The 22,493-nt window shown below is 72.2% G+C and carries 21 protein-coding genes; 13 read left to right on the forward strand and 8 right to left on the reverse strand.

What is annotated here, in order from left to right:
• Positions 1 to 2: 2 nt before the first annotated feature.
• Positions 3 to 758, forward strand: coding sequence for a DNA polymerase beta superfamily protein (locus tag ACGFW5_RS13075; RefSeq protein WP_393834274.1), 756 nt, complete (start codon positions 3 to 5; stop codon positions 756 to 758).
• 10 nt (positions 759 to 768) lie between these two features.
• Here ACGFW5_RS13075 and ACGFW5_RS13080 read toward each other — a convergent pair whose 3' ends face one another.
• Together ACGFW5_RS13080 and ACGFW5_RS13085 are read right to left on the reverse strand one after the other, a co-directional pair.
• Positions 769 to 1,461 carry a DNA polymerase beta superfamily protein gene (locus tag ACGFW5_RS13080; RefSeq protein WP_393834275.1) on the reverse strand — a complete coding sequence of 231 codons (693 nt, stop codon included), beginning with the start codon at positions 1,459 to 1,461 and terminating at the stop codon, positions 769 to 771.
• A gap of 18 nt (positions 1,462 to 1,479) precedes the next feature.
• Entirely contained in the window at positions 1,480 to 1,932 is a 453-nt protein-coding gene (locus tag ACGFW5_RS13085) for a Rieske (2Fe-2S) protein (protein ID WP_393834276.1), read from the reverse strand.
• Between the two features lie 267 nt (positions 1,933 to 2,199).
• On the opposite strand from ACGFW5_RS13085, the gene aroH reads away from it, so the two are divergent.
• The 5 genes from aroH (at position 2,200) to der (ending at position 6,613) form a co-directional block, all read left to right on the forward strand.
• Positions 2,200 to 2,562 (forward strand): chorismate mutase, encoded by a 363-nt coding sequence (gene aroH / locus ACGFW5_RS13090; RefSeq protein ID WP_393834277.1) that lies wholly within the window; start codon positions 2,200 to 2,202, stop codon positions 2,560 to 2,562.
• Entirely contained in the window at positions 2,559 to 3,644 is a 1,086-nt protein-coding gene (locus tag ACGFW5_RS13095) for a prephenate dehydrogenase (protein WP_393834278.1), read from the forward strand. Before aroH ends, ACGFW5_RS13095 begins: the two co-directional genes overlap by 4 nt.
• A gap of 101 nt (positions 3,645 to 3,745) precedes the next feature.
• Positions 3,746 to 4,453 carry a (d)CMP kinase gene (gene cmk, locus ACGFW5_RS13100; RefSeq protein ID WP_393834279.1) on the forward strand — a complete coding sequence of 236 codons (708 nt, stop codon included), beginning with the start codon at positions 3,746 to 3,748 and terminating at the stop codon, positions 4,451 to 4,453.
• Between the two features lie 53 nt (positions 4,454 to 4,506).
• Complete coding sequence (locus tag ACGFW5_RS13105) at positions 4,507 to 5,094, forward strand: lysophospholipid acyltransferase family protein (protein WP_393834458.1); 588 nt, start codon at positions 4,507 to 4,509, stop codon at positions 5,092 to 5,094.
• A 70-nt stretch (positions 5,095 to 5,164) separates the two neighbouring features.
• Complete coding sequence (gene der / locus ACGFW5_RS13110; RefSeq protein ID WP_393834280.1) at positions 5,165 to 6,613, forward strand: ribosome biogenesis GTPase Der; 1,449 nt, start codon at positions 5,165 to 5,167, stop codon at positions 6,611 to 6,613.
• A 90-nt stretch (positions 6,614 to 6,703) separates the two neighbouring features.
• Here der and ACGFW5_RS13115 read toward each other — a convergent pair whose 3' ends face one another.
• Both ACGFW5_RS13115 and ACGFW5_RS13120 read right to left on the reverse strand, forming a co-directional pair.
• Positions 6,704 to 7,093, reverse strand: coding sequence for a hypothetical protein (locus ACGFW5_RS13115; RefSeq protein ID WP_393834281.1), 390 nt, complete (start codon positions 7,091 to 7,093; stop codon positions 6,704 to 6,706).
• Between the two features lie 311 nt (positions 7,094 to 7,404).
• Positions 7,405 to 8,175: a hypothetical protein gene (locus tag ACGFW5_RS13120; protein ID WP_393834282.1), complete on the reverse strand. Its 771-nt coding sequence runs from the start codon at positions 8,173 to 8,175 to the stop codon at positions 7,405 to 7,407.
• A gap of 505 nt (positions 8,176 to 8,680) precedes the next feature.
• Between ACGFW5_RS13120 and ACGFW5_RS13125 the strand changes: the two genes are divergently transcribed.
• The 4 genes from ACGFW5_RS13125 (at position 8,681) to ACGFW5_RS13140 (ending at position 12,828) form a co-directional block, all read left to right on the forward strand.
• Positions 8,681 to 9,370, forward strand: a complete 690-nt coding sequence (locus tag ACGFW5_RS13125; RefSeq protein WP_393834283.1) for a transglycosylase family protein — start codon at positions 8,681 to 8,683, stop codon at positions 9,368 to 9,370.
• Positions 9,371 to 9,911: 541 nt separating this feature from the next.
• Positions 9,912 to 11,192 (forward strand): glycosyltransferase family 4 protein, encoded by a 1,281-nt coding sequence (locus ACGFW5_RS13130; protein WP_393834284.1) that lies wholly within the window; start codon positions 9,912 to 9,914, stop codon positions 11,190 to 11,192.
• Entirely contained in the window at positions 11,189 to 12,022 is an 834-nt protein-coding gene (locus ACGFW5_RS13135; protein WP_393834285.1) for a hypothetical protein, read from the forward strand. The genes ACGFW5_RS13130 and ACGFW5_RS13135 overlap by 4 nt, the downstream gene beginning before the upstream one ends.
• A gap of 590 nt (positions 12,023 to 12,612) precedes the next feature.
• On the forward strand, positions 12,613 to 12,828 hold the full coding sequence (locus tag ACGFW5_RS13140; RefSeq protein ID WP_393834286.1) for an I78 family peptidase inhibitor: 216 nt from the start codon (positions 12,613 to 12,615) through the stop codon (positions 12,826 to 12,828).
• 101 nt (positions 12,829 to 12,929) lie between these two features.
• On the opposite strand, the gene ACGFW5_RS13145 is transcribed toward ACGFW5_RS13140, so the two are convergent.
• The gene (locus tag ACGFW5_RS13145; RefSeq protein WP_393834287.1) at positions 12,930 to 13,931 is read right to left on the reverse strand and encodes a phosphatase PAP2 family protein; all 1,002 of its coding nucleotides are present in this window, start codon (positions 13,929 to 13,931) and stop codon (positions 12,930 to 12,932) included.
• Positions 13,932 to 14,457: 526 nt separating this feature from the next.
• Here ACGFW5_RS13145 and ACGFW5_RS13150 point away from each other — a divergent pair.
• On the forward strand, positions 14,458 to 16,161 hold the full coding sequence (locus tag ACGFW5_RS13150; RefSeq protein ID WP_393834288.1) for an MFS transporter: 1,704 nt from the start codon (positions 14,458 to 14,460) through the stop codon (positions 16,159 to 16,161).
• Positions 16,162 to 16,234: 73 nt separating this feature from the next.
• Positions 16,235 to 17,428, forward strand: a complete 1,194-nt coding sequence (locus tag ACGFW5_RS13155; protein ID WP_393834289.1) for an acyl-CoA dehydrogenase family protein — start codon at positions 16,235 to 16,237, stop codon at positions 17,426 to 17,428.
• Positions 17,429 to 17,531: 103 nt separating this feature from the next.
• Here the strand turns inward: ACGFW5_RS13155 and ACGFW5_RS13160 are convergent, their stop codons facing one another.
• The gene (locus ACGFW5_RS13160) at positions 17,532 to 17,972 is read right to left on the reverse strand and encodes a cell division protein SepF (RefSeq protein WP_393834290.1); all 441 of its coding nucleotides are present in this window, start codon (positions 17,970 to 17,972) and stop codon (positions 17,532 to 17,534) included.
• A 322-nt stretch (positions 17,973 to 18,294) separates the two neighbouring features.
• Here ACGFW5_RS13160 and ACGFW5_RS13165 point away from each other — a divergent pair, with 322 nt between their 5' ends.
• Positions 18,295 to 19,470, forward strand: a complete 1,176-nt coding sequence (locus ACGFW5_RS13165) for a DUF5685 family protein (RefSeq protein ID WP_393834291.1) — start codon at positions 18,295 to 18,297, stop codon at positions 19,468 to 19,470.
• A gap of 40 nt (positions 19,471 to 19,510) precedes the next feature.
• Here the strand turns inward: ACGFW5_RS13165 and ACGFW5_RS13170 are convergent, their stop codons facing one another.
• Together ACGFW5_RS13170 and ACGFW5_RS13175 are read right to left on the reverse strand one after the other, a co-directional pair.
• On the reverse strand, positions 19,511 to 21,130 hold the full coding sequence (locus tag ACGFW5_RS13170) for an ABC-F family ATP-binding cassette domain-containing protein (RefSeq protein WP_393834292.1): 1,620 nt from the start codon (positions 21,128 to 21,130) through the stop codon (positions 19,511 to 19,513).
• Positions 21,131 to 21,213: 83 nt separating this feature from the next.
• Positions 21,214 to 22,443: an ATP-dependent carboxylate-amine ligase gene (locus ACGFW5_RS13175; RefSeq protein ID WP_393834293.1), complete on the reverse strand. Its 1,230-nt coding sequence runs from the start codon at positions 22,441 to 22,443 to the stop codon at positions 21,214 to 21,216.
• Between the last annotated feature and the right edge of the window lie 50 nt (positions 22,444 to 22,493).

Raw genomic sequence — 22,493 nt, forward strand, 5'->3', positions numbered from 1 at the left:
CCATGATCGACCTCGACCTCGCCACCCTCGCGCCCGTCATCGCAGGACAGCCAGGACCGCTGCTGTTCGCCACGGTCTCCGGCGCGCACCTGTACGGCTTCCCCTCCCGCGACTCCGACGTCGACCTGCGCGGCGTGCACATCCTGCCGACCGAAGCGCTGATCGGGCTGCGGGAGCCGGAGGAGACGCGGTCGCGGATGTGGTCGCAGGACGGCGTGGAGATGGACCTCGTCACCCATGACCTGCGCAAGTTCGTACGCCTGATGCTGCGCCGCAACGGATACGTACTGGAGCAGCTGCTCTCGCCGCTGGTCGTGCACACGACGGACGCGCACGCCGAACTCGTGGCGCTCGCGCCGTCCGTGCTGACCTCGCACCACGCCCACCACTACCGGGGCTTCGCGGGCACCCAGTGGCGGCTGTTCGAGAAGAGCGGTGAACTGAAGCCGCTGCTCTACACGTTCCGGGTGCTGCTCACCGGCATCCACCTCATGCGCAGCGGGCGGATGGAGGCGGACCTGGCCGTGCTCGCCCGCGAGATACCGGAGGCCCCCGGCCATCTGCCCGAGCTGATCGCCGTGAAGGCCGAGGCCGAGCACGGCGCGGCGACCGGGCTCGACCGGGAGCGCGTCGCCGCCGACATCGAGGCGCTGCACGCCGTCCTGGACGCGGCCCAGGCCGTGTCCTGCCTGCCCGAGGCCGCCACCGGGTACGACGCGCTGCACGACTTCGTCGTACGGCAGCGCCTGGTCGGTTGAGCGGGCTGCGCTACGCGTGGCCCGCCAGGGCCGATGCGCGGCGGGTGCGGTACAGGAAGTCCGCCACGCGGGCCCGGTCGGGGGCGGCGGGCAGGGGGCTGTGGCCGGCCGCCGCGTCGGACTCGGCCATCAGACGGGCCATCCAGGACTCGACCTCGGGCCAGGAGACCTCGCCGCGCCTGACCGCGAGCAGCTGCTCGCGTGCGATGCCCACGTCGACCGTGAGCACGCCGGTACGCAGCAGGTCGCGGCAGCTCATGAGCAGCCGCAGCAGATGCATGGCGTGCTTCCACCGCGGCGCGCCGTGCTGCCGTACGTCCGCGTCGAGCTTCTTGCGCTGGCCCAGCGCGTAGCGCGCGAAGGTCTCGTGGGCCCTGCGGGAGAGGAACGCCCCGCGCAGCGCGAGAAGTTCCCGCCCGGTGTCGTCGATGTGCTCGACCAGCGGGGAGTGCAGGCACTCCAGGATGTTCGGATTGGCGCGCAGGGCAAGCTCGCAGAACCGTTCGAGCTCCCAGCTGAACTGCTCGTCGGCCGGGCCCTCCACATGGGTGGGCGGCTTCTCGAAGCGCCAGTAGAGCGGGGTCGGCGCGAGGTAGATCCCGCGGATGTCGGTGTCGCTGTCCTCGGTCGCGAGCCCGAAGGCGCGTGAGCCCATGACACAGGAGTAGACGGTGTGGCCGGCGACGAGTTCTTCGGGCGTCATGCCACCCATGGTCGCCGGTCAGGGCAGCCGGACCGCATCCGCCTCCACGGTGATCTGCCGCGCGGGCAGGGGGCGGGTGGCCGGGCCCTGGGCGACCGACGCGTCCGCGATGTGGTACTTGCTGCCGTGGCACGGACAGTTGATGGTGCCGCCGGACACGCTGGAGACGGTGCAGCCCTGGTGCGTGCAGATCGCCGAGAACCCCTTGAAGGTGCCCGCCTGCGGCTGCGTGACGACGACCTTCTGCTCGGCGAAGATCTTGCCGCCGCCGACCGGGATGTCCGAGGTCTTGGCGAGGACCTGCCCGGCCCCGGCGGGCGAGCTCGCCCGGCCCGGCGTGCCCGGCGTGCCCGGTGCGCTGGGGGTCGGGGCCGAACTCCCCTCACTGTCACCGGAGTTGGAGCACCCCGCCAGGGCTGCGGCGCCGGCCGCCGCCACGAGTACGGTCCGGCGGCTGGTGACTGCTTCCATCGTGTGCTCCTCAGGTCGTCGCTGGCAGGAGCATCCTGGCGCCCACGGGCCCCGGGACGAAGCACCGACGGCTCCACCGCGGGGGTGACGCCGGCGTCCCACCCGGCCGGCCGAGGTGACCCCGGGCCCCGCGCCCCTGTAGCGCACCCGGCATAGAGGAGCCGCGCCCGGCGCGGCGGGCCCGCAGGGCGCCCCGTGCCGGACCGGCGGGGGCTGACTACGCTGAACGGGAGCAATGACCTAAGGCCAAAGTCCGAGGAGTACGTCGTGGCGGTACGAGCGGTCCGCGGGGCCGTCCAGCTGGAGCGGGACGAAGCCGGGCACATGGACGAGCGGGTCGGCGCGCTGCTCACGGAGATACTTGAGCGCAACGGCCTGACCCCCGACGAGCTCATCAGCATCTGGTTCACGGCCACCCCCGACCTGCACAGCGACTTCCCGGCCGCCGCCGCGCGCCGCCTCGGCATCGCCGACGTACCGCTGATCTGCGCGCAGGAGCTGGACATCACCGGGGCCATGCCCCGCGTGGTACGTGTCCTCGCGCACGTCGAGACCTCTCTCGACCGGTCCGAGATCGCCCATGTCTACCTCGGCGCAGCCGCCGCCCTCCGTAAGGACATCGCCCAGTGAGAACCGCCCTCGTCATCGGCACCGGCCTGATCGGCACCTCCGCGGCCCTGTCCCTCGCAGGCCGCGGCATCATCGTGCACCTCGCCGACCACGACCCCGGCCAGGCCCGTACCGCGGCGGCGCTCGGTGCCGGTACGGACGAGCCGCCCGGGGGCCGGGTCGACCTCGTCGTCGTGGCGGTGCCGCCCGCGCACGTGGCGGCGACCCTCGCCGAGGCCATACGCGGTGGCGTGGCCCGCGCCTACATCGATGTGGCCAGCGTCAAGGGCGGCCCGCGCCGCGAGCTGCTGGCGCTCGGCTGCGATCTGAGCTCCTACATCGGTACGCACCCCATGGCCGGCAAGGAACGCTCGGGCCCGCTCGCCGCCACCCCCGACCTCTTCGAGGGGCGCCCCTGGGTGCTCACGCCGACCCGCGACGCCGACACCGAGGTGCTGAACCTGGCGCTGGAGCTGGTCGCGCTGTGCCGTGCCGTGCCGGTGGTCATGGACGCCGACGCACACGACCGGGCCGTCGCGCTCGTCTCGCACACCCCGCAGCTGGTCTCCTCGATGGTCGCGGCCCGCCTCGAAGAGGCCGACGAGACGGCGGTACGGCTGTGCGGCCAGGGCATCCGCGACGTCACCCGCATCGCGGCGTCCGACCCCCGGATGTGGGTCGACATCCTCTCCGCCAACCCGGGCCCGGTGGCCGACGTGCTGTCCGGGATCGCCTCCGACCTGGACGAGACGGTGCGCGCCCTGCGGGCCCTCGAGTCCGCCGACGAGGACAAGCGCCGGGGCGGCGCGCTGGGCATCGAGGACGTGCTGCGGCGCGGAAACGCGGGTCGGGTCAGGGTGCCGGGCAAGCACGGCACGGCGCCCGCCACCTACGAGGTCGTCGCCGTGCTGCTCAGCGACGAGCCGGGCGGTCTCGCGCGGCTCTTCGCCGACGCCGGCCGGGCCGGGGTCAACATCGAGGACGTCCGCATCGAGCACGCGACCGGCCAGCGGGCCGGTCTGGTGCAGCTGATGGTCGAGCCCGCGTCGGCGCCCGGCCTGAGCGCGGCGCTGCGGGAGCGGGGCTGGTCCATCAGGCAGTGACGCGGTCGTGCCGCCCGTGCGGGACGGGGGGCTCGCACGAGCCAGTAACCTTGTACGGGGCGGATTTGCGTCCCGAGCATTCCCCGCCCCGTACCAGGAAGGTGTCCGTCACCGTGGAAAGCGCCGCCAGGAGCACTCCGGCAGCAGTGATTGTCGCCATCGACGGCCCCTCCGGCACCGGCAAGTCCAGCACCTCCAAGGCGGTCGCCGCCAAGCTGGGGCTGAGCTATCTGGACACCGGAGCCCAGTACCGGGCGATCACCTGGTGGATGATCAGCAACGGGATCGACATCGGCGATGCGGCGGAGATCGCCGTCGCCGCCGCCAAGCCCGTGATCGTCTCCGGCACCGACCCCTCGGCGCCGACGATCACCGTCGACGGTGAGGACGCCTCGGGCCCGATCCGTACCCAGGAGGTCACCTCCAAGGTCAGCGCGGTGAGCGCCGTCCCCGAGGTGCGGGCCCTGATCACCCAGCTCCAGCGCGACATCGCCGCCCACGCCGGGCAGGGCATCGTGGTCGAGGGCCGTGACATCGGCACGACCGTGCTGCCCGACGCCGACCTGAAGGTGTTCCTCACCGCGTCCCCCGAGGCGCGTGCGGCCCGCCGCAGCGGCGAGATCAAGGGCGCCGACGTGGCCGCCACCCGGGAAGCCCTGATCAAGCGGGACGCGGCCGACTCCGGCCGCAAGACGTCCCCGCTGGCCAAGGCCGACGACGCGGTCGAGGTGGACACCACCGAGCTCACGCTCGACCAGGTCATCGAGTGCGTCGTCACCCTCATCGAGGAGAAGCAGGCCGCCAAGTGACGGTTCCCTCGAACCGAGGCGCCGAGATCGGCCGCCGGATCGGTGTCGGTCTGATGTACGGGCTCTGGAAGCCCCGGGTGCTCGGCGCCTGGCGGGTTCCGGCGGGCGGTCCGGTGATCTTCGCCGTCAACCACTCCCACAACATCGACGGCCCGATGGTCATGGGCACCGCCCCGCGCGGCACCCACTTCCTGATCAAGAAGGAAGCCTTCGTGGGGCCGCTCGGCCCGTTCCTCGAAGGCATCGGCCAGCTCAAGGTCGACCGGACGGTCGCCGACCGCACCGCGATCACCGACGCGCTGGCCGTGCTCGACCGCGGCGGCGTCCTCGGGATCTTCCCCGAGGGCACCCGGGGCGACGGCGACTTCGCGTCGCTGCGGGCCGGCCTCGCCTACTTCGCCGTCCGGTCGGGGGCGCCCATCGTTCCGGTGGCCGTCCTGGGAAGCACCGAGCGCCGCGGCCGGTTGATAAAGGCGCTGCCCCCGCTGCGCAGCAGCGTCGACGTGGTCTTCGGAGACCCGTTCGAAGCGGGGGACGGCAGCGGACGCCGCACCCGCAAGGCACTCGACGAGGCCACCGTCCGCATCCAGGACCGGCTCACCGGCCACCTGGCGCATGCCAGGCGCCTGACCGGGCGCTAGGCCAGACTTTCAGTAGTGGACCGCTCGATCGCGGTCCACCGATCACGACGATGAACGAGGTACGGACTTCATGAACGACCAGCACGACCACGGAGCACTCGGCGACGCCGAGTTCGCGGAGTTCATGGAGCTCGCCGCCGAGGAGGGCTTCGACGCCGAGGACATCGAGGACGCCCTCGACGAAGCCGGCCACGGCCCGCTCCCGGCCCTCGCCGTCGTCGGCCGCCCCAATGTCGGCAAGTCGACCCTGGTGAACCGCATCATCGGCCGCCGCGAGGCCGTCGTCCAGGACAAGCCCGGCGTCACTCGTGACCGCGTCACCTACGAGGCCGAGTGGGCGGGCCGCCGCTTCAAGGTCGTCGACACCGGCGGCTGGGAGCAGGACGTCCTCGGCCTTGACGCCTCGGTGGCGGCCCAGGCCGAGTTCGCCATCGAGGCAGCCGACGCCGTCGTCTTCGTCGTGGACGCCACGGTGGGCGCCACCGACACCGACGAGGCCGTCGTCCGCCTCCTGCGCCGCGCGGGCAAGCCCGTCGTGCTCGCCGCCAACAAGGTCGACGGCATGTCCGGCGAGTCCGACGCCGCCACCCTGTGGTCGCTCGGCCTCGGCGAGCCCTTCCCGATCTCCGCGCTGCACGGCCGCGGCACCGGCGACCTGCTCGACGAGATCCTGAAGGCGCTGCCCGAGGCCCCGGAGCAGCGTTTCGGCACCGCGGTGGGCGGCCCGCGCCGCATCGCGCTCATCGGCCGGCCGAACGTCGGCAAGTCCTCGCTCCTGAACCAGGTCGCCAAGGAGGACCGGGTCGTCGTCAACGCCCAGTCCGGCACCACCCGCGACCCGGTCGACGAGCTCATCGAACTGGGCGGGATCACCTGGAAGTTCGTCGACACGGCCGGCATCCGCCGCCGCGTCCACCTCCAGGAGGGTGCCGACTACTACGCCTCGCTGCGTACCGCCGCCGCCGTCGAGAAGGCGGAGGTCGCGGTCGTCCTCATCGACACCAGCGAGTCGATCTCCGTGCAGGACCAGCGGATCATCACGATGGCCGTCGAGGCCGGGCGCGCCCTGGTCATCGCATACAACAAGTGGGACACCCTCGACGAGGAGCGGCGCTACTACCTGGAGCGCGAGATCGAGACGGAGATGCAGCAGGTCGCCTGGGCGCCCCGCGTCAACGTCTCCGCGCTGACCGGCCGCCACATGGAGAAGCTGGTCCCCGCGATCGAGACCGCGCTCGCCGGCTGGGAGACCCGCGTCCCCACCGGCCGCCTCAACGCCTTCCTCGGCGAGCTCGTGGCCGGCCACCCGCACCCGATCCGCGGCGGAAAGCAGCCGCGCATCCTGTTCGGTACGCAGGCGGGTACCAAGCCGCCGCGCTTCGTGCTCTTCGCCTCCGGCTTCATCGAGGCCGGCTACCGGCGCTTCATCGAGCGCCGGCTGCGCGAGGAGTTCGGCTTCGAGGGCACCCCGATCCACATCTCGGTGCGGGTGCGCGAGAAGCGCGGCCGTAAGAAGTAACACCCTCGCGGGGGCCGTGGGAAACGGCGACCCCCGCACGGGAGCCCCGTGAGGGGGTGATCGCCTCACGGGAGACTCACGGGCGACGGTTCACAGTCCCCTGCGGGGGCCGGGCGGCAGTGCCGCCGGGAGCTGATGCTGCCCGGCGTACTGCCGCCCGCTCGCGTTCATCGCGGGGTGCACGTGCCAGTTCCCCACGTAGGTGGCGGGGAAGTGCTGGGTCTGGTGACCCGCCTGATGGCCGGCCCGTGTGCCGTGCGCCACCGGTACGAACCCGGTGCCGAGCGCTCCGAACCCGGTGAACCCGAGGTTCTCCTCGCCGGACCGGTCGCCGGGGAGGGCACGGAAGGACCGCCGGTACTCCGAGTACAGCGCGTCGTAGATCGGCGTGGGGGAGTGGGCTCCCGATGCGTCGCCCGAGGGGCGCATGGCCGGGATCTGGGACTGGTACGGCTGGCGGGAGGGGTCGTATGAGTGCACGTATGTGCCAACGACCCCGCCGGGCCCGGGGATGCGGGCCGCCCCGGTTTATCGGTAGCGCGGCACGGGGCGCCCCACGCCCCTCCCGCGCGGCGCGGGCCTTACGCCGGAGGCCCCTTCCGCGCGGCGGTCTCGCGCCGCGGGCTCAGGCCGGAGGCCCCTTCCGCGCGGCGGTCTCGCGCGGCGGTCTCGCGCCGCGGGCTCACGCCGGACGCCCCTTCCGTGATCCCGGCCCTTGTGCCGGGGCCGGCAAGGGCGCGGAAGGGCGGAAGGGGCGTCCCGGGGGAAGGATCCTCAGGTGGCGGCCATCCTCACGTGCCGGCCAGCGGCATGGCGGCGGCCACCAGACGGCCGTCGGCTGCGGCCTTCTCCAGGGCGTCCCTGAGCAGGTCCTCGCGGGGCTGCTGGCCGATGACGCCGACCGGTACGGCGAAGACCAGCACGCGCTGGGACTTGTTGGCGGCGGCACGCCAGCCCTCGGTCACCTGGAGCGGCTGGTGCGCCTGCCACCACGAGACCGAGCCGCTGCCGCCGGTGCCGGGCTGGAGGACGGCGTGCAGCTGGCCCATCGCGAGCAGTACGGACCAGCCCGGCAGCACCGCGGGCAGCAGGCTCATGTCGGTCACCGGCACGAAGCCCTGCTCGATGAGGAGCGGCAGGAATTCGTCGCTGGTGCCGCCCGAGCCGGGCCGGGCGATCGGAACGGTCGGCTCCACCACGAGCGCCGGGTGCAGATCGCCCTCGATCAGGACCAGCCCACTGGTGATGCCGAGCACCGCCTGCCCGGCGGCCCCGCCGACCGGCTCCTCGCCCGTGATGGAGCGGACGGCGCCCTGGAGCTGTTCCTCCGCGACCTGGACGACCTGCGAGGGGATACAGCTTGCGTGGGCGAAGGCGAGCACCGCGGTCTCCTCGCCGACGAACAGGACGGTGCTGGTGCGCTCCTGCTCGGAGTCGCCCGGCGTGCGGCAGGAGGTGCAGTCGTAGCTGCCCGGGGCGTTCTCGCCGGCGAGCAGCCGCTCGGCTTCTTCGTCGCCGATCTCGGCGCGGACGTCCTCACTGACGTCGAGCATGCGCGGCACGGGTGGCTCCTAGGAACTGAGTGGATGCGCCGGGCGGTTCCCGGCTTCTCTCGTACAAACGACAACGGAGGATCTGTGGCCGGGGTCACGCGCGAAGGCGAACGGAATCGAACCGTCCCCGGCGGAGGGTGAGACCACCCCCGGAACCCCTCACTCCCTGTCAACACATGCGGGGTGCATGGAAGTTGGCGCGGTGAGCCGGGTCACAGATCGTTTCGGTGCGGGGTCATCAAATGCCGATATCCATGGATCAAAGGGGTGTCCGAAAATCGCCGATACTCCGGGTAACAGGCAACTGGCCTGGAATGACGGGGCGTTGGTTGATTCCGGGGCGCACGGGTCCCTAGATTCCACCGCCGTGTGCATCGAGCACCGCCCGGGATCGCCCGCCGGCCGCACAGCCAGCTACGACCTTCCGGTGGGCGGGGGCGGCACGGAACGAGGCGCCGGACGCGCCGGAGACCGGGCCGCCCAGGGGGACCCCGGGTCCTTCGAAAGGGATTCCATGTCCGTTGGTACCAGTGGTTCCAGCTCCCCGCGCAGGCGTGGGACGGCGGCGCTGATCGGAGCCGCGTTCGTGGCGCCGCTCGCCCTGCTCGGCACCGCCACCGGTCAGGCCGCAGCGGCCGACGGCGGCGTGTGGGACCGCATCGCCCAGTGCGAGAGCGGCGGAAACTGGCACATCAACACCGGGAACGGCTACTACGGCGGCCTCCAGTTCGCCGCCGGCACCTGGCGCGCGCACGGCGGCGGGGCGTATGCGCCCACCGCCGACAGGGCCACCAGGGCCCAGCAGATCGCTGTCGCCACCACGGTGCAGCGCGCGCAGGGCTGGGGAGCCTGGCCGGTCTGCGCACGCCACGCGGGGGCGTACGGCAGCGCCCCGGCGGCGGCCGCGCCCGCCGGGCGCAGGGCCGGGCGGGTACCGGAGGCGGCGCCGACGCCGCATCGGGCCCCCGCGCCACCGCAGCACGAGACCCCCGCGTCACAGCGGCGTCCGGCCGCGCCCCGCACCGGCGAGGCGGCGGCCGGGCCGGCCCGTACGGCAGGGTCCTACACCGTGAGGAGCGGTGACACGCTCTCGGACGTCGCGGCGGCCCACGGCACCGGCTGGGAGACGCTGTACGCGGCGAACCGGGCCGTCATCGGCGCCGACCCCGATCTCATCCTGCCGGGCCAGCACCTCAAGGTCTGAGGCCCGAAGGCCCGGCCCGGCGGGGCCTGGGGCACGTAGGCCCCGCCCGGCAGAGTCTGAAACAGGTAGACCCCGCCCGGCAGGGTCTGAGGCCCGAAGGCCCGGCCCGACAGGGTTTCCAGGTACGGCAGGAGCCCCACTCGGCAGGGTTTCCAGGTACGGCAGGAGCCCCACTCGGCAGGGTTTCCAGGTACGGCAGGAGCCCCGCCCGGCCGCCCGGGCGGCCGGGCGGGGCTCCCCCCGTGCGCGTCCCTGCTCCCGTGCGCGTCCTGCGCGTCCCTCCGCCCGGACCACGCCCCGTAATGGATCCGTCCGGCGGGGCCCCCCTGTTCGCGTCCCTCCGCGGACCACGCTCCGTAGCGGCTCCGTCCGCCTCCGTTCCGGTGCGGGCGGAGGGGATCCGTCCGCGCGGCACCACCTCGGTCGAGCCAAGTACAGTCCGTTTCAGACCGACGAGTTTCGATTCAGACCAACCCGGCCGACCGGATGATCACCTGCATGATCGGCGGACCGACCGAACGACCAAGGGGACGCGTGGCGCATGCACCTGTCATTCCTGCTGCACAACGCGTACAGCCTGGGCGGCACCATCCGGTCCACCTTCAACCTGGCCGGTGAGCTCGCACGGCGGCACGACGTCGAGATCGTCTCCGTCTTCCGCCACCGCGACGACCCCACCCTCACCGCGCCCGAAGGCGTCCGCCTCAGGCACCTCGTGGACCTCCGCAAGGGCGGCGCCGGATACGAGGGCGACCACCCCCAGCACCAGCAGCCGGCCAAGGTCTTCCCGCGCGGGGACGGCAGGCACCGCCAGTACAGCCGGCTCACCGACGCCCGCATACGCACCCACCTGCGCGAGACCGAGGCGGACGTCGTCATCGGCACCCGGCCCGGCCTCAACGTCCACATAGCCCGCGAGACGCGGCCCGGCGTGGTCCGGGTCGGCCAGGAACACCTGACGCTGACCGGGCACGGCTACCGGCTGCGCCGGGAGATAGCCCACTTCTATCCGCTGCTCGACGCGATCACCACGGTCACCCGGGCCGACGCGGCGGCGTACCAGGAGCTGCGGCTGCCCGGCGTGCGGATCGACGCGGTGCCCAACGCGGTGCCCGCGCCCGGTGTCGAACCCGCCTGCGGGGACGGGAAACTGGTCGTGGCGGCCGGCCGCCTCACCCCGGTCAAACGCTATGACCTGCTGGTGCGGGCCTTCGCGCAGGTGGCCGCCGTACGGCCGGACTGGAAACTGCGGATATACGGCTCGGGCGACACCTTCGGGAACGAACGCGACGCCCTGCGCAACCTCATCGACGATCTTGGCCTCTACAACAATGTGTTCCTCATGGGCCTGGTCCGAGACCTCGACGGCGAGTGGGTCAAGGGCTCTCTCGCGGCCGTCACCTCCAGCCACGAGTCCTTCGGCATGACCATCGTCGAGGCCATGCGCTGCGGGCTGCCCGTCGTCTCCACGGACTGCCCACAGGGACCACGCGAAATCATCAACGACGGCGTGGACGGCCGGCTCGTCGAAATGGGCAACGCCGACGCGGTGGCCTCCGCCCTGCTCGAACTGATCCAGGACGACGAACTGCGCCACCGCATGGCCAAGGCGGCCCTGGAGAACTCCGAACGCTTCGACCCGGCCAGGACCGCGGAACACCACGAGGAGATCTTCGGCGCGCTGCACGCACGGGGCGGCGCGAGCCGTTCGGCCGGGCTGCTGCGCGGCTCCCTGCACCGGGCCCACAGCAGCGCCCTCGACGGGGCCTACGCCCTGCGCCACAAGGCCGTCTCCGTGCTCCGGAAAGGGCAGACCGCATGACCACCACCGCCGAGTCCCCGGACACGGGCAGCGCCCCCGCCGTGCCGCGCGCCCACTGCATAGCCGACTCCGCCGGCGGGGTGACCTTCGACGTCACGGGTGCCGCGCGGCCGGGCGCCACGCTCGTCCTGCGCCTGCGCGCCACCGCGCCGGGCGCCGATGTGCTGCTGCCCCTCACCCCGGCGGCCGAGGGGCTGCTCCGAGCGGTGCTGCCCAGCACGGTCGAGCTCGCCGAAGGGGTGTGGGACGCGTACCTGCGCTTCGGTGAAGGCGCCGAGCAGCGCCTGGAACCGGGCGTACGGGACCTGCGGGCGCTCGTCGACCGGGAGCCGGGGCCGGACGCCGACGGGGTCGCGGTGCGCATCCCCTATCCCGGGCGCTCCGGCGAGCTGGTCGTCCGCAGCTGGCTGCGCAGACCGCACGCCGAGACCGGCACGATCGGTTTCGGCGCGGACTGCGTCACGGTGCACGGACGGCTGTACGGAACCGCACTCGGCCCCGGCGCAGCCGTCGAGGCGCGGCGGCGGGGCAGGGGCGGACGTGTCCACCGCGTCCCGGCGACCGCCGACGGCACGAACGGCGGCTTCACCTTCACGCTGCCGTACGCGCCGCTGTCCGACGGTCTCGACGCCAAGGAATGGCTCTGGGATTTGTGGCTGATCACCGGCACCGGGGGCGCCGAGGTCCGCCTCGCCCGGCTCCTTGACGACGTCCCCATGAAGCAGGTGATCTTCGTGTACCCGGGGTCGGCGGTGGGCCCCGGCGTGGTCCGCCCGTACTACACGGGCGCCAACGACCTGAGCGTACGGGTCGACGCCCCACGGAAGTGAGCACCGCGGCACCGGCCGGGAACGTCCGCGCCCGCCGTCCTGGCCGGCCAGTGGCCGGCCGGTCGACGAGCGCCCGGCCCGGCCGTTCGGTCCGTGCGGGTTCCGCCGCGGGGACCGCCGTCCGCGTACCCGTCGCACCCCCAGGGATCTTCGGCCTCGGGCCGGGGGCCATGATGCTCGCGCCCGCCCTCCGCGCAACAGAGGGCGTACGCCATCCGGCCGAGCTTCGACGGTCCCGGCACGGGTCCGGCGGCCGGGGATTGTGCGAGGCGGCGGTGAATTGCCCATGCGCCGTCAATTCCCTTTCGGGCGCCGTCGAGTGCAAATTCGTCGAGCGGCCGTCGAAGAAATTGCGGCCCCTGTGGAATTGCGTTTCGGCGGTCACGGGCGCGCCCCGCGATAACCGGACGACGGGTCAGGAACTGCCCGTACGAGTGACGGAGTTCGAGGCGGGGCGCGGCGCCGATCCTGTGACAGAAGTGTGACTGGTGGGGGACCGGGGGCGGACAACCAACGGGTTCCGCGTGCGTCCCACGCGTCACCGGGGCCCCCGCTTCCGTCTCCCGCCGGGTCCGCCTACGGTGGGCCGTATGGCACCCATACCGTCCCACTCCGCACATCCCGACGACGCCCCCGAGTCCTACGTCGGTCTCGCGGCCGACGAAGCCGAACGGCGTGCCGCGTCCCGCGGCTGGCCGACCGTCAGGTCGCTTCCGCCGGGCTCCGTCATCACCATGGAGTATCTGGCCGGGCGGCTGAACTTCGAGGTCGAGGACGGCACCGTGATCCGCTGCTGGCACGGCTGAGCCCGCCGGTTCCGGAGGTCGACAGGGCCTCAGGACACGACGAAGGCCCCCGGTGTGCACCGGGGGCCTTCGTCGTGGCGGGCGCGCCGCCCGCGCCGCTGTCAGCCGCCCAGGGGGCGGGCCGGGGCGGTGCGCGGCGAGCGTTCGGTGTGCGGCGGGCGCCGGGTGCCCGAAGGGACGACCGGGGGCCGCTCCGAGCGGGCCGGCTGGTGGGGCCTGGCCGGGAGCGGCCTGCCGGGGCCGCGACCGCTCGCCACACCGACCGGCTCGCGCACTTGCGCGTCGTCCTCCTCGTGCCCGCGCTGGGGCACCATCGCGGGCGCCGCGGGAGCCGGCGCCGGGGCGGGGAGGGCCGCGCCGCCGGAGCGCCTGCGCTCGCGCACCTTCTCGCGCACCGCGAGGACGAAGACCTCGGCGCGGGCGATCAGCGGCTCGAACCAGGGCAGGGCCAGCAGGATCAGCAGACCGGCGGCCCAGCCGAGGAGTACGTCGCTCACCCAGTGCGTGCCCAGATAGACGGTGGTCGCCCCCACACCGAGGGCGACCATGGCCGAGGTGACCGACAGCCAGCGTCTGGCGCGCGGCGTGGTGGCGAGGTAGCCGAGGATGCCCCAGGTCACGACCGCGTTGGCGGTGTGTCCCGAAGGAAATATGTCGCCGCCCGCGAAGAGCTCCGCGGACCCTATCTGCGTGGCGTAGTGCGGGCCGAGACGGCCCAGACCCAGTTTGACCGCGCCGACCGTGATGTTGAGCAGCAGAAGGGCCGCCCCGAGGCTCAGGAGCGGCCGCAGTGTGTGCTGGCGCCAGGAGCGCCAGCCCAGCCATGCCAGCACCATCACCGCGGTCGGGCCGCGCTGGCCGAGGACCACGAAGTAGTCGAGGAAGCCGCGCAGCTGCGGCCACCGCTCGTACGGCCGGAACAGCATGACCTTCCAGTCCAGCTCGACGAGCCAGGACGACCCCAGCACGGCCACGACGATGGCGAGGTAGAACGCCAACGTCGCGCCGAAGAGGACCTCGCGGTGACGGCTCATCCGCGGGATCTCTATCTTCGGTGGCTCGGGCTCCCGGTCCAGGCGGGCGAAGATTCGGTCAGTACGCACTCAATCGACGTTACAGCGGGTGAGAGACCGCCCAGGCCGTTCCGGGATCTTCGTGATGACGATGTGATGTGGAGTATGTCTCACTCCGCCTTTTGTTCCCGGGTTCCGCCGAATACCCCGTGACCTCGTTCTCCATTCGCGGCATCCGCTTCCGGAAGGCCTTGTCCGTATGCCGTGCAATTCTCTTTTCCGTGCGGGGAAGCGGAATTGGCCCTCCGGTCACCGGTCCGGTACGCAGTGTAAAGATCATCTCGGCGGGGTACTCCGTGCGTGGCGCACACCACACCCGGTCCGGTCGCGCGGTGAGAGGTGGACCACGCGCCGTGCGGGCGAACTCGCGTACGCTGACCCATCACTCGCCCGTCGACGCCGGGCCCCGGGCGGACCGTGCTGATCAGGTCCTGTCAGGATTTCGCCGGGCCTGCCGGGCCTGCCGGGCCCGCCGACCGCGAGAGCGGTGAGGGTGCGGCCGCGGCGGCCGAGCCGTCCCGGGTCGCGGAGGCCCGCAGTACTGGGAGGTACGTACATGACAGGGACGACCATGACCGGTGCGCGCTCGCGTGCCGCCGCCGGCGCCAACCGCTGGGTCATCCTGGTCGTCCTCTGCGTGAGCCTGCTGTTCGTGGCGCTCGACGCCACCGTCCTGCATGTCGCGATCCCCTCCGTCACCGAGGACCTGCGGCCCGGCTCCGTGGAACTCCTGTGGATCGTGGACGCCTACCCGCTGGTCTGCGCCGCGCTGCTCATCCTCTTCGGCACCCTCGGCGACCGGGTCGGCCGGCGCCGGATCCTGCTGCTCGGCTACGGGATCTTCGGCGCCGCCTCCGCGGTCGCCGCCCTCGCCGAATCCGCGCCCGTCCTCATCGTGGCCCGGGCGCTGCTCGGCATCGGCGGTGCGATGATCATGCCCGCCACCCTCTCCATCCTGCGGGTCGTCTTCCCCGACCGCCGCGAGCGGGCCACCGCCATCGGCATCTGGACGGCGGTCGCCGCGATCGGCGCAGCGGTCGGACCGGTGCTCGGCGGCTTCCTCGTCCAGCACTACTGGTGGGGCTCGGTCTTCCTCGTCAACATCCCGCTGATGGCGCTGATATTGCCGCTCGGCCGCTGGATCCTGCCCGAGTCCAAGGGCAGCTCCGACGGTCCGTGGGACGTGCTCGGGGCGCTGATGGCGGCCGGCGGCATACTCGCCGCCGTCTTCGGCGTGAAGCGCCTCGGTGCGGGAGACGGCTTCCTCGACGGCCCCACCCTGGCCGCCCTGTGCGTCGGCGCCGCGCTGCTCGTCGTCTTCGTGCGCAGGCAGCGCCGCCGCACCCATCCGCTCGTCGACATCAGTCTGTTCTCCCGGCCCGCCTTCGCGACCTCCGTCGGCTGCATCATCATCGCCATGCTGGCGCTGGTCGGCCTCGAACTCATAGCCGTCCAGTACCTCCAGCTCGTCCTCGGCCTCTCCCCGCTCCAGACCGGTCTGCGCATGCTGCCGCTGACCTTCGCCGCGATGGCGGCCGGTGCGACGGGCTCGTACACGCTGCGCGGGCTCGGCCCGCGCCGGATGGTCTGCACGGGCTTCGTGCTGGTGGCCGCCGCCGTACTGCTGCTCGTTCCGATGGGCCAGACCGACTGGCCGATGCTGATGCTGGTGTCGTTCGTCGTGCTCGGCTTCGGGCTCCAGACCACCTTGTTCGCCGCGTACGAATCGATGCTCAGCGAGGCACCGCCCGAGCGGGCCGGTGGCGCGGCCGCCATCGGTGAGACCTCCTACCAGCTCGGCGCGGGCATCGGCATCGCCCTGCTCGGCAGCGTCATGAACGCCGCCTACGCGCCCGGCCTCGCCTCGGTCGCCGGCGTCCCCGCGTCCGCATCGGCCGCCGCGTCCAACTCGCTGGGCGAGGCCTACGAGGTCGCCGGGCGCCTCGGCGGCCCGGCCGGTGCGGCGCTGCGCACCGCGGCCCGCGCCTCGTTCGTGCACGGGCTGCACGTCACCCTGTTCGTCAGCGCGGGCCTCCTGCTCCTCGGCGCGGTGGCCGGGCTGCGGCTGCCCCGCGTCATGGACTGCTCGGTGGCCGGCCAGGAGCGCGGATGCGAGCCCGGGTTCGAGCCCGGATTCGAGCCGAGCTGCGATCCGCGCCCCGAGCAGAAGCCGGCACAGCAGCAGCGCAGCAGGAAGCTGCCCTCTCAGGCGCGGCCGGGCGATGTGGCGGCCGTGGAGTCTGGACGCACGGGACACTGACCCGTAACGTCAGCGCTCAGGTAATAACTAACACTGCTAGTTTTAGTTGAGCGAGAGCCGCGGAGGCGCCCTCATGTCCGCTCCTTCCTCCAAGCTGCCCCCCTTCGACCCGGCCGACCCGCTCGGCATCGACGACCTGCTCGGCGCCGAGGACCTGGCGATCCGCGACACCGTGCGTTCCTGGGCCGCCGACCGCGTCCTGCCGCACATCGCCGAGTGGTATGAGAACGGCGAGCTGCCGGGCATCCGTGAACTGGCCCGCGAGCTCGGCTCGATCGGCGCGCTCGGCATGTCCCTGACCGGCTACGGCTGCGCGGGCGCCACGGCCGTCCAGTACGGGCTCGCCTGTCTGGAGCTTGAGGCCGCCGACTCGGGCATCCGCTCCCTCGTCTCCGTCCAGGGCTCGCTCGCCATGTACGCGATCTGGCGGTTCGGCTCCGAGGAGCAGAAGCAGCGCTGGCTGCCCGGCATGGCGGCGGGCGAGATCATCGGCTGCTTCGGCCTCACCGAACCCGACCACGGCTCCGACCCGGCCGGCATGCGCACGTACGCGAAGAGGGACGGCACCGACTGGGTGCTGAACGGCCGCAAGATGTGGATCACCAACGGTTCGGTGGCGGGCGTCGCGGTGGTCTGGGCCCAGACCGACGACGGCGTCCGCGGCTTCGCCGTGCCGACCGACGCCCCCGGATTCTCCGCCCCCGAGATCAAGCACAAGTGGTCCCTGCGCGCCAGCGTCACCAGCGAGCTGGTCATGGACGAGGTGCGGCTGCCCGCCGACGCCGTGCTCCCCGGCGTCACCGGGCTCAAGGGGCCGCTCAGCTGTCTTTCGCACGCGCGCTACGGAATCGTCTGGGGTGCGATGGGTGCGGCCCGGGCCTCCTTCGAGGCGGCGCTCGACTACGCGAAGACCCGCGAACAGTTCGGCAGGCCCATCGGCGGCTTCCAGCTCACCCAGGCCAAGCTGGCCGACATGGCGCTCGAACTGCACAAGGGGATCCTGCTCGCGCACCACCTGGGGCGTCGCATGGACGCGGGACGGCTGCGCCCGGAGCAGGTCAGTTTCGGCAAGCTCAACAACGTGCGGGAGGCGATCGAGATCTGCCGCACCTCGCGCACCATCCTCGGCGCGAACGGGATCTCCCTGGAATACCCGGTGATGCGGCACGCCACCAACCTCGAATCGGTGCTCACCTACGAGGGCACCGTGGAGATGCACCAGCTGGTGCTGGGCAAGGCGTTCACCGGACTCGACGCCTTCCGGTGAGTCCTCGGCCCGGCCGCGCGGCCGGGCCCGCATCCCGGGGCGCCGTGCCCCACGGCGATCGCGCCGTGGGCCGGCCCCCCGGCCGGGAGGCATCCGTACGTCGTCAGCTCTGGTTGAAGAACCCACCGGTCTGACGGCCGGCGGCCTCGCCGTTGACGATCTCGGTGTCGGCGGGGGTCAGCAGGAAGACTCTCGTCGCCACCCGCTCGATGGAGCCGCGCAGGCCGAAGGTGAGACCCGCGGCGAAATCGACCACGCGCTTGGCGTCCCCGGCGTCCATGCCCGTCAGGTTCACGATCACCGGGACGCCCTCCCGGAACAGCTCTCCGATGCCCCGCGCGTCCCGGAAGCCGTCCGGGGTGACGGTGGCGATCCGGCGGTCCTGCTGCTCGGCCGCCTCGGAGGCCACCCGCACCCGCGGGTCCGTCACCCAGGCCTCGCCGGATTCGGCGGCCGCACCTTCGGTGTACTCGTCGTCGTAGTAGCGGTCGTCGTTGTCCTCGACAAGTCCCAGCCAGGCACTCGCCTTGCGCACCGATCCCATGGACGCCTCCTCTCGCAGCGGTCTTCTTCTTGCGACTTCTTCTGTTCCCTATCCCTATGGTCGTCCATGATGCGGATCCCGCGCCAAGTGGATAGTCGCCGCGCAGGTGATTCGTGACGGTACTGGCACAGAGGATGTGGCGATTCGTCAGGAAACTTCAGGGATAAGGCCGGTACGGGAAGCCCGGTGTAACAAAATGACGAATCCCCCTCCACATGAGTGACGCACGGGTCGTACGGGTGAACGGATCGCTCGATACGATGCGTGCCGCACTGAAGAACGACGCGTCGGCCAAAGTGCTCGACGCCGCCGGGGGAGAGCTGTGTTCGGAATCGTCAGGCCGTGCTCGCACCGGCTCACCGAGGGCCTGAAGGCCGAGTGGATGGCCCATCTCTGCGGGCTCTGCCTGGCACTTCGCGCCGACCACGGGCAGCTGGCCCGGGTCGTGACCAACTACGACGGCCTGATCGTCTCGGTCCTGACGGAGGCTCAGGCCGAGCGGAGCGCCCATGGGCGCCGCACCGCGGGCCCCTGCCCGCTGCGCGCCATGAAGACCGCGCCGGTCGCCCGGGGCGAGGGCGCGCGTCTCGCCGCCGCCGTCTCGCTGGTCCTGGCCTCGGCCAAGGTGCGCGACCACGTCGCCGACGGGGACGGCCTGTTGCGGCGCAAGCCGGTCGCGCTCGCCGCCGGCCGCGTGGCCCGGAGCTGGAACCGCGCGGGAGCACGCACCGGCGCCTCGCTCGGGTTCGACACCGCCGTGCTGGTCGATGCCGTCGAGCGGCAGACCGGCATCGAAGCGCTCGCGGGCCCCGGCACCTCGCTCCTGACGGTCACCGAACCCACCGAGACGGCCACCGCAGCCGCCTTCGCGCACACCGCCGTGCTCGCGGGCAAGCCGCACAACGCCGAGCCGCTAGCCGAGGCGGGCCGGCTCTTCGGGCGGCTCGCACACCTCCTGGACGCCGTGGAGGACCGCGAATCCGACGCGGCGTCAGGTGCCTGGAACCCCCTGACGGCGACCGGCACGACGCTCACCGAGGCCCGCGGGCTCGCCGACGACGCCGTGCACGGCATCCGGCTCGCGCTGCGCGACGTCGACTTCGTGGACGGGCGCCTGGCCCACGTCCTGCTCGCCCACGAGCTGAGCCGGTCGGTCAGCCGCTCCTTCGCCACCACCGCCTGCGGCCACACCGGCGGCGCGGAGCACGACGCCGCGCACCACCCCCACGGGCAGCCGTCCCGGCAGGACGACGACCCCTTCCGCAGGCGCTACACCCCCGAGCCGCCGCGCCCCGACGGACGCGGCTTCTTCGCGGGCTGCGCCGCGTTCGCCGGATTGTGCTGCACCTGCACGATGTGCTGCGCCGACGAGTACGAGGGCCCCTGGTCGCGCAAGAGGCGCGAGGGCTGCTGCACCAACTGCGACTGCGACTGCGGTTGTTGCGAGGTGTGCCAGTGCTGTGAATGCTGCGAGTGCCTGAGCTGCGCCAGCTGCTGACGCCGCTCAACAGCCGGTGCAGGGCGCCCAGTTGGGGGCGTCAGCGGGCCCGGGCGACCCGCCGCTCGTCCCACACCGGCTCCGGCGTCTCGCGCACCACCCCGTCCGAGCCGAAGACCAGGTACCGGTCGAAGGACCGCGCGAACCACCGGTCGTGCGTGACGGCCAGCACCGTCCCCTCGTACGCCTCAAGCCCCTCCTGAAGCGCCTCCGCCGACTCCAGGTCCAGGTTGTCCGTCGGCTCGTCCAGCAGCAGGGCCGTGGTGCCCGCCAGTTCGAGGAGCAGGATCTGGAAGCGGGCCTGCTGGCCGCCCGACAGCCGGTCGAAGGCCTGGTCGCCCTGCCGTTCCAGCTCGTAGCGCCGCAGGATCGACATGGCGCCGCCACGGTCCTGGGCGTGCTCGGACCACAGGGTGTCGACCAGCGTCCGGCCCATGAGCTCGGGATGCGCATGGGTCTGCGCGAAGTGCCCGGGCACGACGCGCGCGCCCAGTCTGAAGGTGCCGGTATGGGCCACGGGCTCGCCGGCCAGCAGCCGCAGGAAGTGCGATTTGCCCGAGCCGTTGGAGCCGAGCACCGCGACGCGCTCACCGTAGAAGATCTCCAGCGAGAACGGCTTCATGAGCCCGGTGAGCTCCAGGTCCGCGCACGTCACCGCCCGCACTCCGGTGCGGCCGCCGTGCAGGCGCATCCGGATCTCCTGCTTGCGGGGCGGCTCGGGGGGCGGCCCGATCTCCTCGAACTTGCGCAGCCTGGTCTTCGCGGCCTGATAGCGCGACGCCATGTCGTCGCTCCGCGCGGCGTACTGCTGCATGTCCTGGACGAGCCGCTTGAGCTGGACGTGCTTCTCGTCCCACCTGCGCCGCAGCTCCTCGAACCGCGCGAACCGCTCCTGGCGGGCCTCGTGGAATGTCCCGAAACCGCCGCCGTGCACCCACACATCGGATCCGGCCGGGCTCGGCTCCACGGCCACGATCCGCTCGGCGGCCCTGGCCAGCAGTTCCCGGTCGTGCGAGATGAACAGGACGGTCTTGCGGGTCTCGCCCAGCCGTTCCTCAAGCCAGCGCTTGCCGGGCACGTCCAGATAGTTGTCCGGCTCGTCGAGCAGCAGCACCTCGTCGGGCCCCCGCAGCAGCGCTTCGAGCACGAGCCGCTTCTGCTCGCCGCCGCTGAGCGTGCGCACCTCACGGAACTGGGCCTTGTCGTACGGGACTCCCAGCGCGGCCATGGTGCACATGTCCCACAGCGTCTCGGCCTCGTAGCCGCGTGCCTCGGCCCAGTCGCTGAGGGCCTGCGCGTACTGCATCTGCGCGGCCTCGTCGTCCACCGTCATGATCAGGTGCTCGGCCGCGTCGACCTCGGCCGCCGCCGCCCTGATCCGCGGCTGCGCCACGGAGACCAGCAGGTCACGCACCGTACGGTCGTCGCGCACCGACCCGACGAACTGCGGCATGACACCGACGCCGCCGCTCGACGTCACCGACCCGCCGTGCGGCAGCAGTTCCCCCGAGATCAGCCGCAAAAGCGTCGTCTTGCCGGCGCCGTTGGCCCCCACGAGCGCGGCCACGGAACCTTCGCCCACCCGGAACGACACATCACCGAGCAGCACCCGCCCGTCCGGCAGGTAGTACTCCAGGTGCGATGCTTCCAGGTGTCCCATGGTCCAGAATCCTTACCTGCCGTGCGAAACGGCGCACGGCGTTTTTTGGGTGCGGGTGGGGGTGAGGGGGCGATGTGCGCTGGTCACGGCGTCGCCGCGGCGACCTCGACTCGAAAATGTTCCAGTACGTTCGCCATACGGGCGGCGGTTTCGGCCACGTCCGACCCCTCCACGTGCACATAGCCCGACGAGGCGTGCGAGGCGCGCTGGGGGTCCGTGAAGGTGCCGGGTGTGACGGACACCCGCCCGGCCAGGACACCGGGCAGCTTCAGGAGTTCGTCCAGCGGCGTGACGCTGCGGATGTGTCCCGCGGGCAGGGGCAGCAGCAGGTCGCCCACGCAGCGCCGGCGTGAGTAGCGCAGGCGGGGGACGCGCCCGAGGTAGCTGTCGAGTATCGCGGCGAACACGTCGAAGCCGTACGACAGCCCGTGATTCGTGGGGATCTCGCAGCCGGCCAGGCGGGCCCCGATCTCGCTCATCCGGTAGGAGCCGTCCTCGTCGAGGAAGAACTCCATGTGCAGATACCCGTGGTCGAGCCGCATCCCGTCGACCAGGCGCTGGGTGATCTCCCGTACGTCGATGGGCAGTTCATGACCGCCGGCGATGGTGACGTTGGCGTTCATCGCGCCGTCCACGGTCTCCAGGAGCGCGGCGGGCGTCCAGGAGGGCCAGGCGTCGAGGACTGTGCCGTGGGCCACCAGGGCGCACAGCTGGTACTCCTTGCCGGTCAGGAACTCCTCGGCCATCCACGCGCGGCCGTCGAGCGCCGGCAGCCCGTCGAGGTCGCCGGGCCCGTCGAGCTTGAAGGTGTCGATGCTGGAGAAGGAGTCGACCGGCTTGAGGATGAGCGGCCAGCCCCACTCCTTCGCGTGGTCGGTGATGTCGTTGGCCGAGCGCACCATCCGGTACGCGGCGCAGGGCACCCCCAGTTCGGCGAACCGGTCCTTCATGCTCGGCTTGTGGCGGACCCAGGCGACCTGTTCCGCGTCCAGGTGCGGCAGCCCGGCCAGCCCGGCGAAGGCCTGGGCGATCTCCTGGAGCGGTTCCTGCGGATTGCAGAAGTGGCGCGGCCGCGAGGCCTGTTCAGCTGCCCATGCCCGGTAGCGCGCCGCCTCCTGCTCCAGCGGTACGCCGTCGGCGACGGTGAACGTGGGCAGGTGCCGGGTGCGCTCGCGGTAGTCCAGCGGCAGGTACGACGCCCAGCGCTCGAAGCGGAGCAGGGTGACGGCGATGTCGGTGCGGCCGATGACGTAGTCGGTGAAACTGCCTGGGCGTCCGTCGACCAGGAGGAGGGAGGGCCGGTGGTCTGCCATGGGGTTCCTTCGCTGAATCGGGCACGGGGGGCGGGGACTTGGTGGCCACG

The organism is Streptomyces sp. NPDC048416 (assembly GCF_043200435.1).
In the GTDB taxonomy this organism is placed as follows: domain Bacteria; phylum Actinomycetota; class Actinomycetes; order Streptomycetales; family Streptomycetaceae; genus Streptomyces.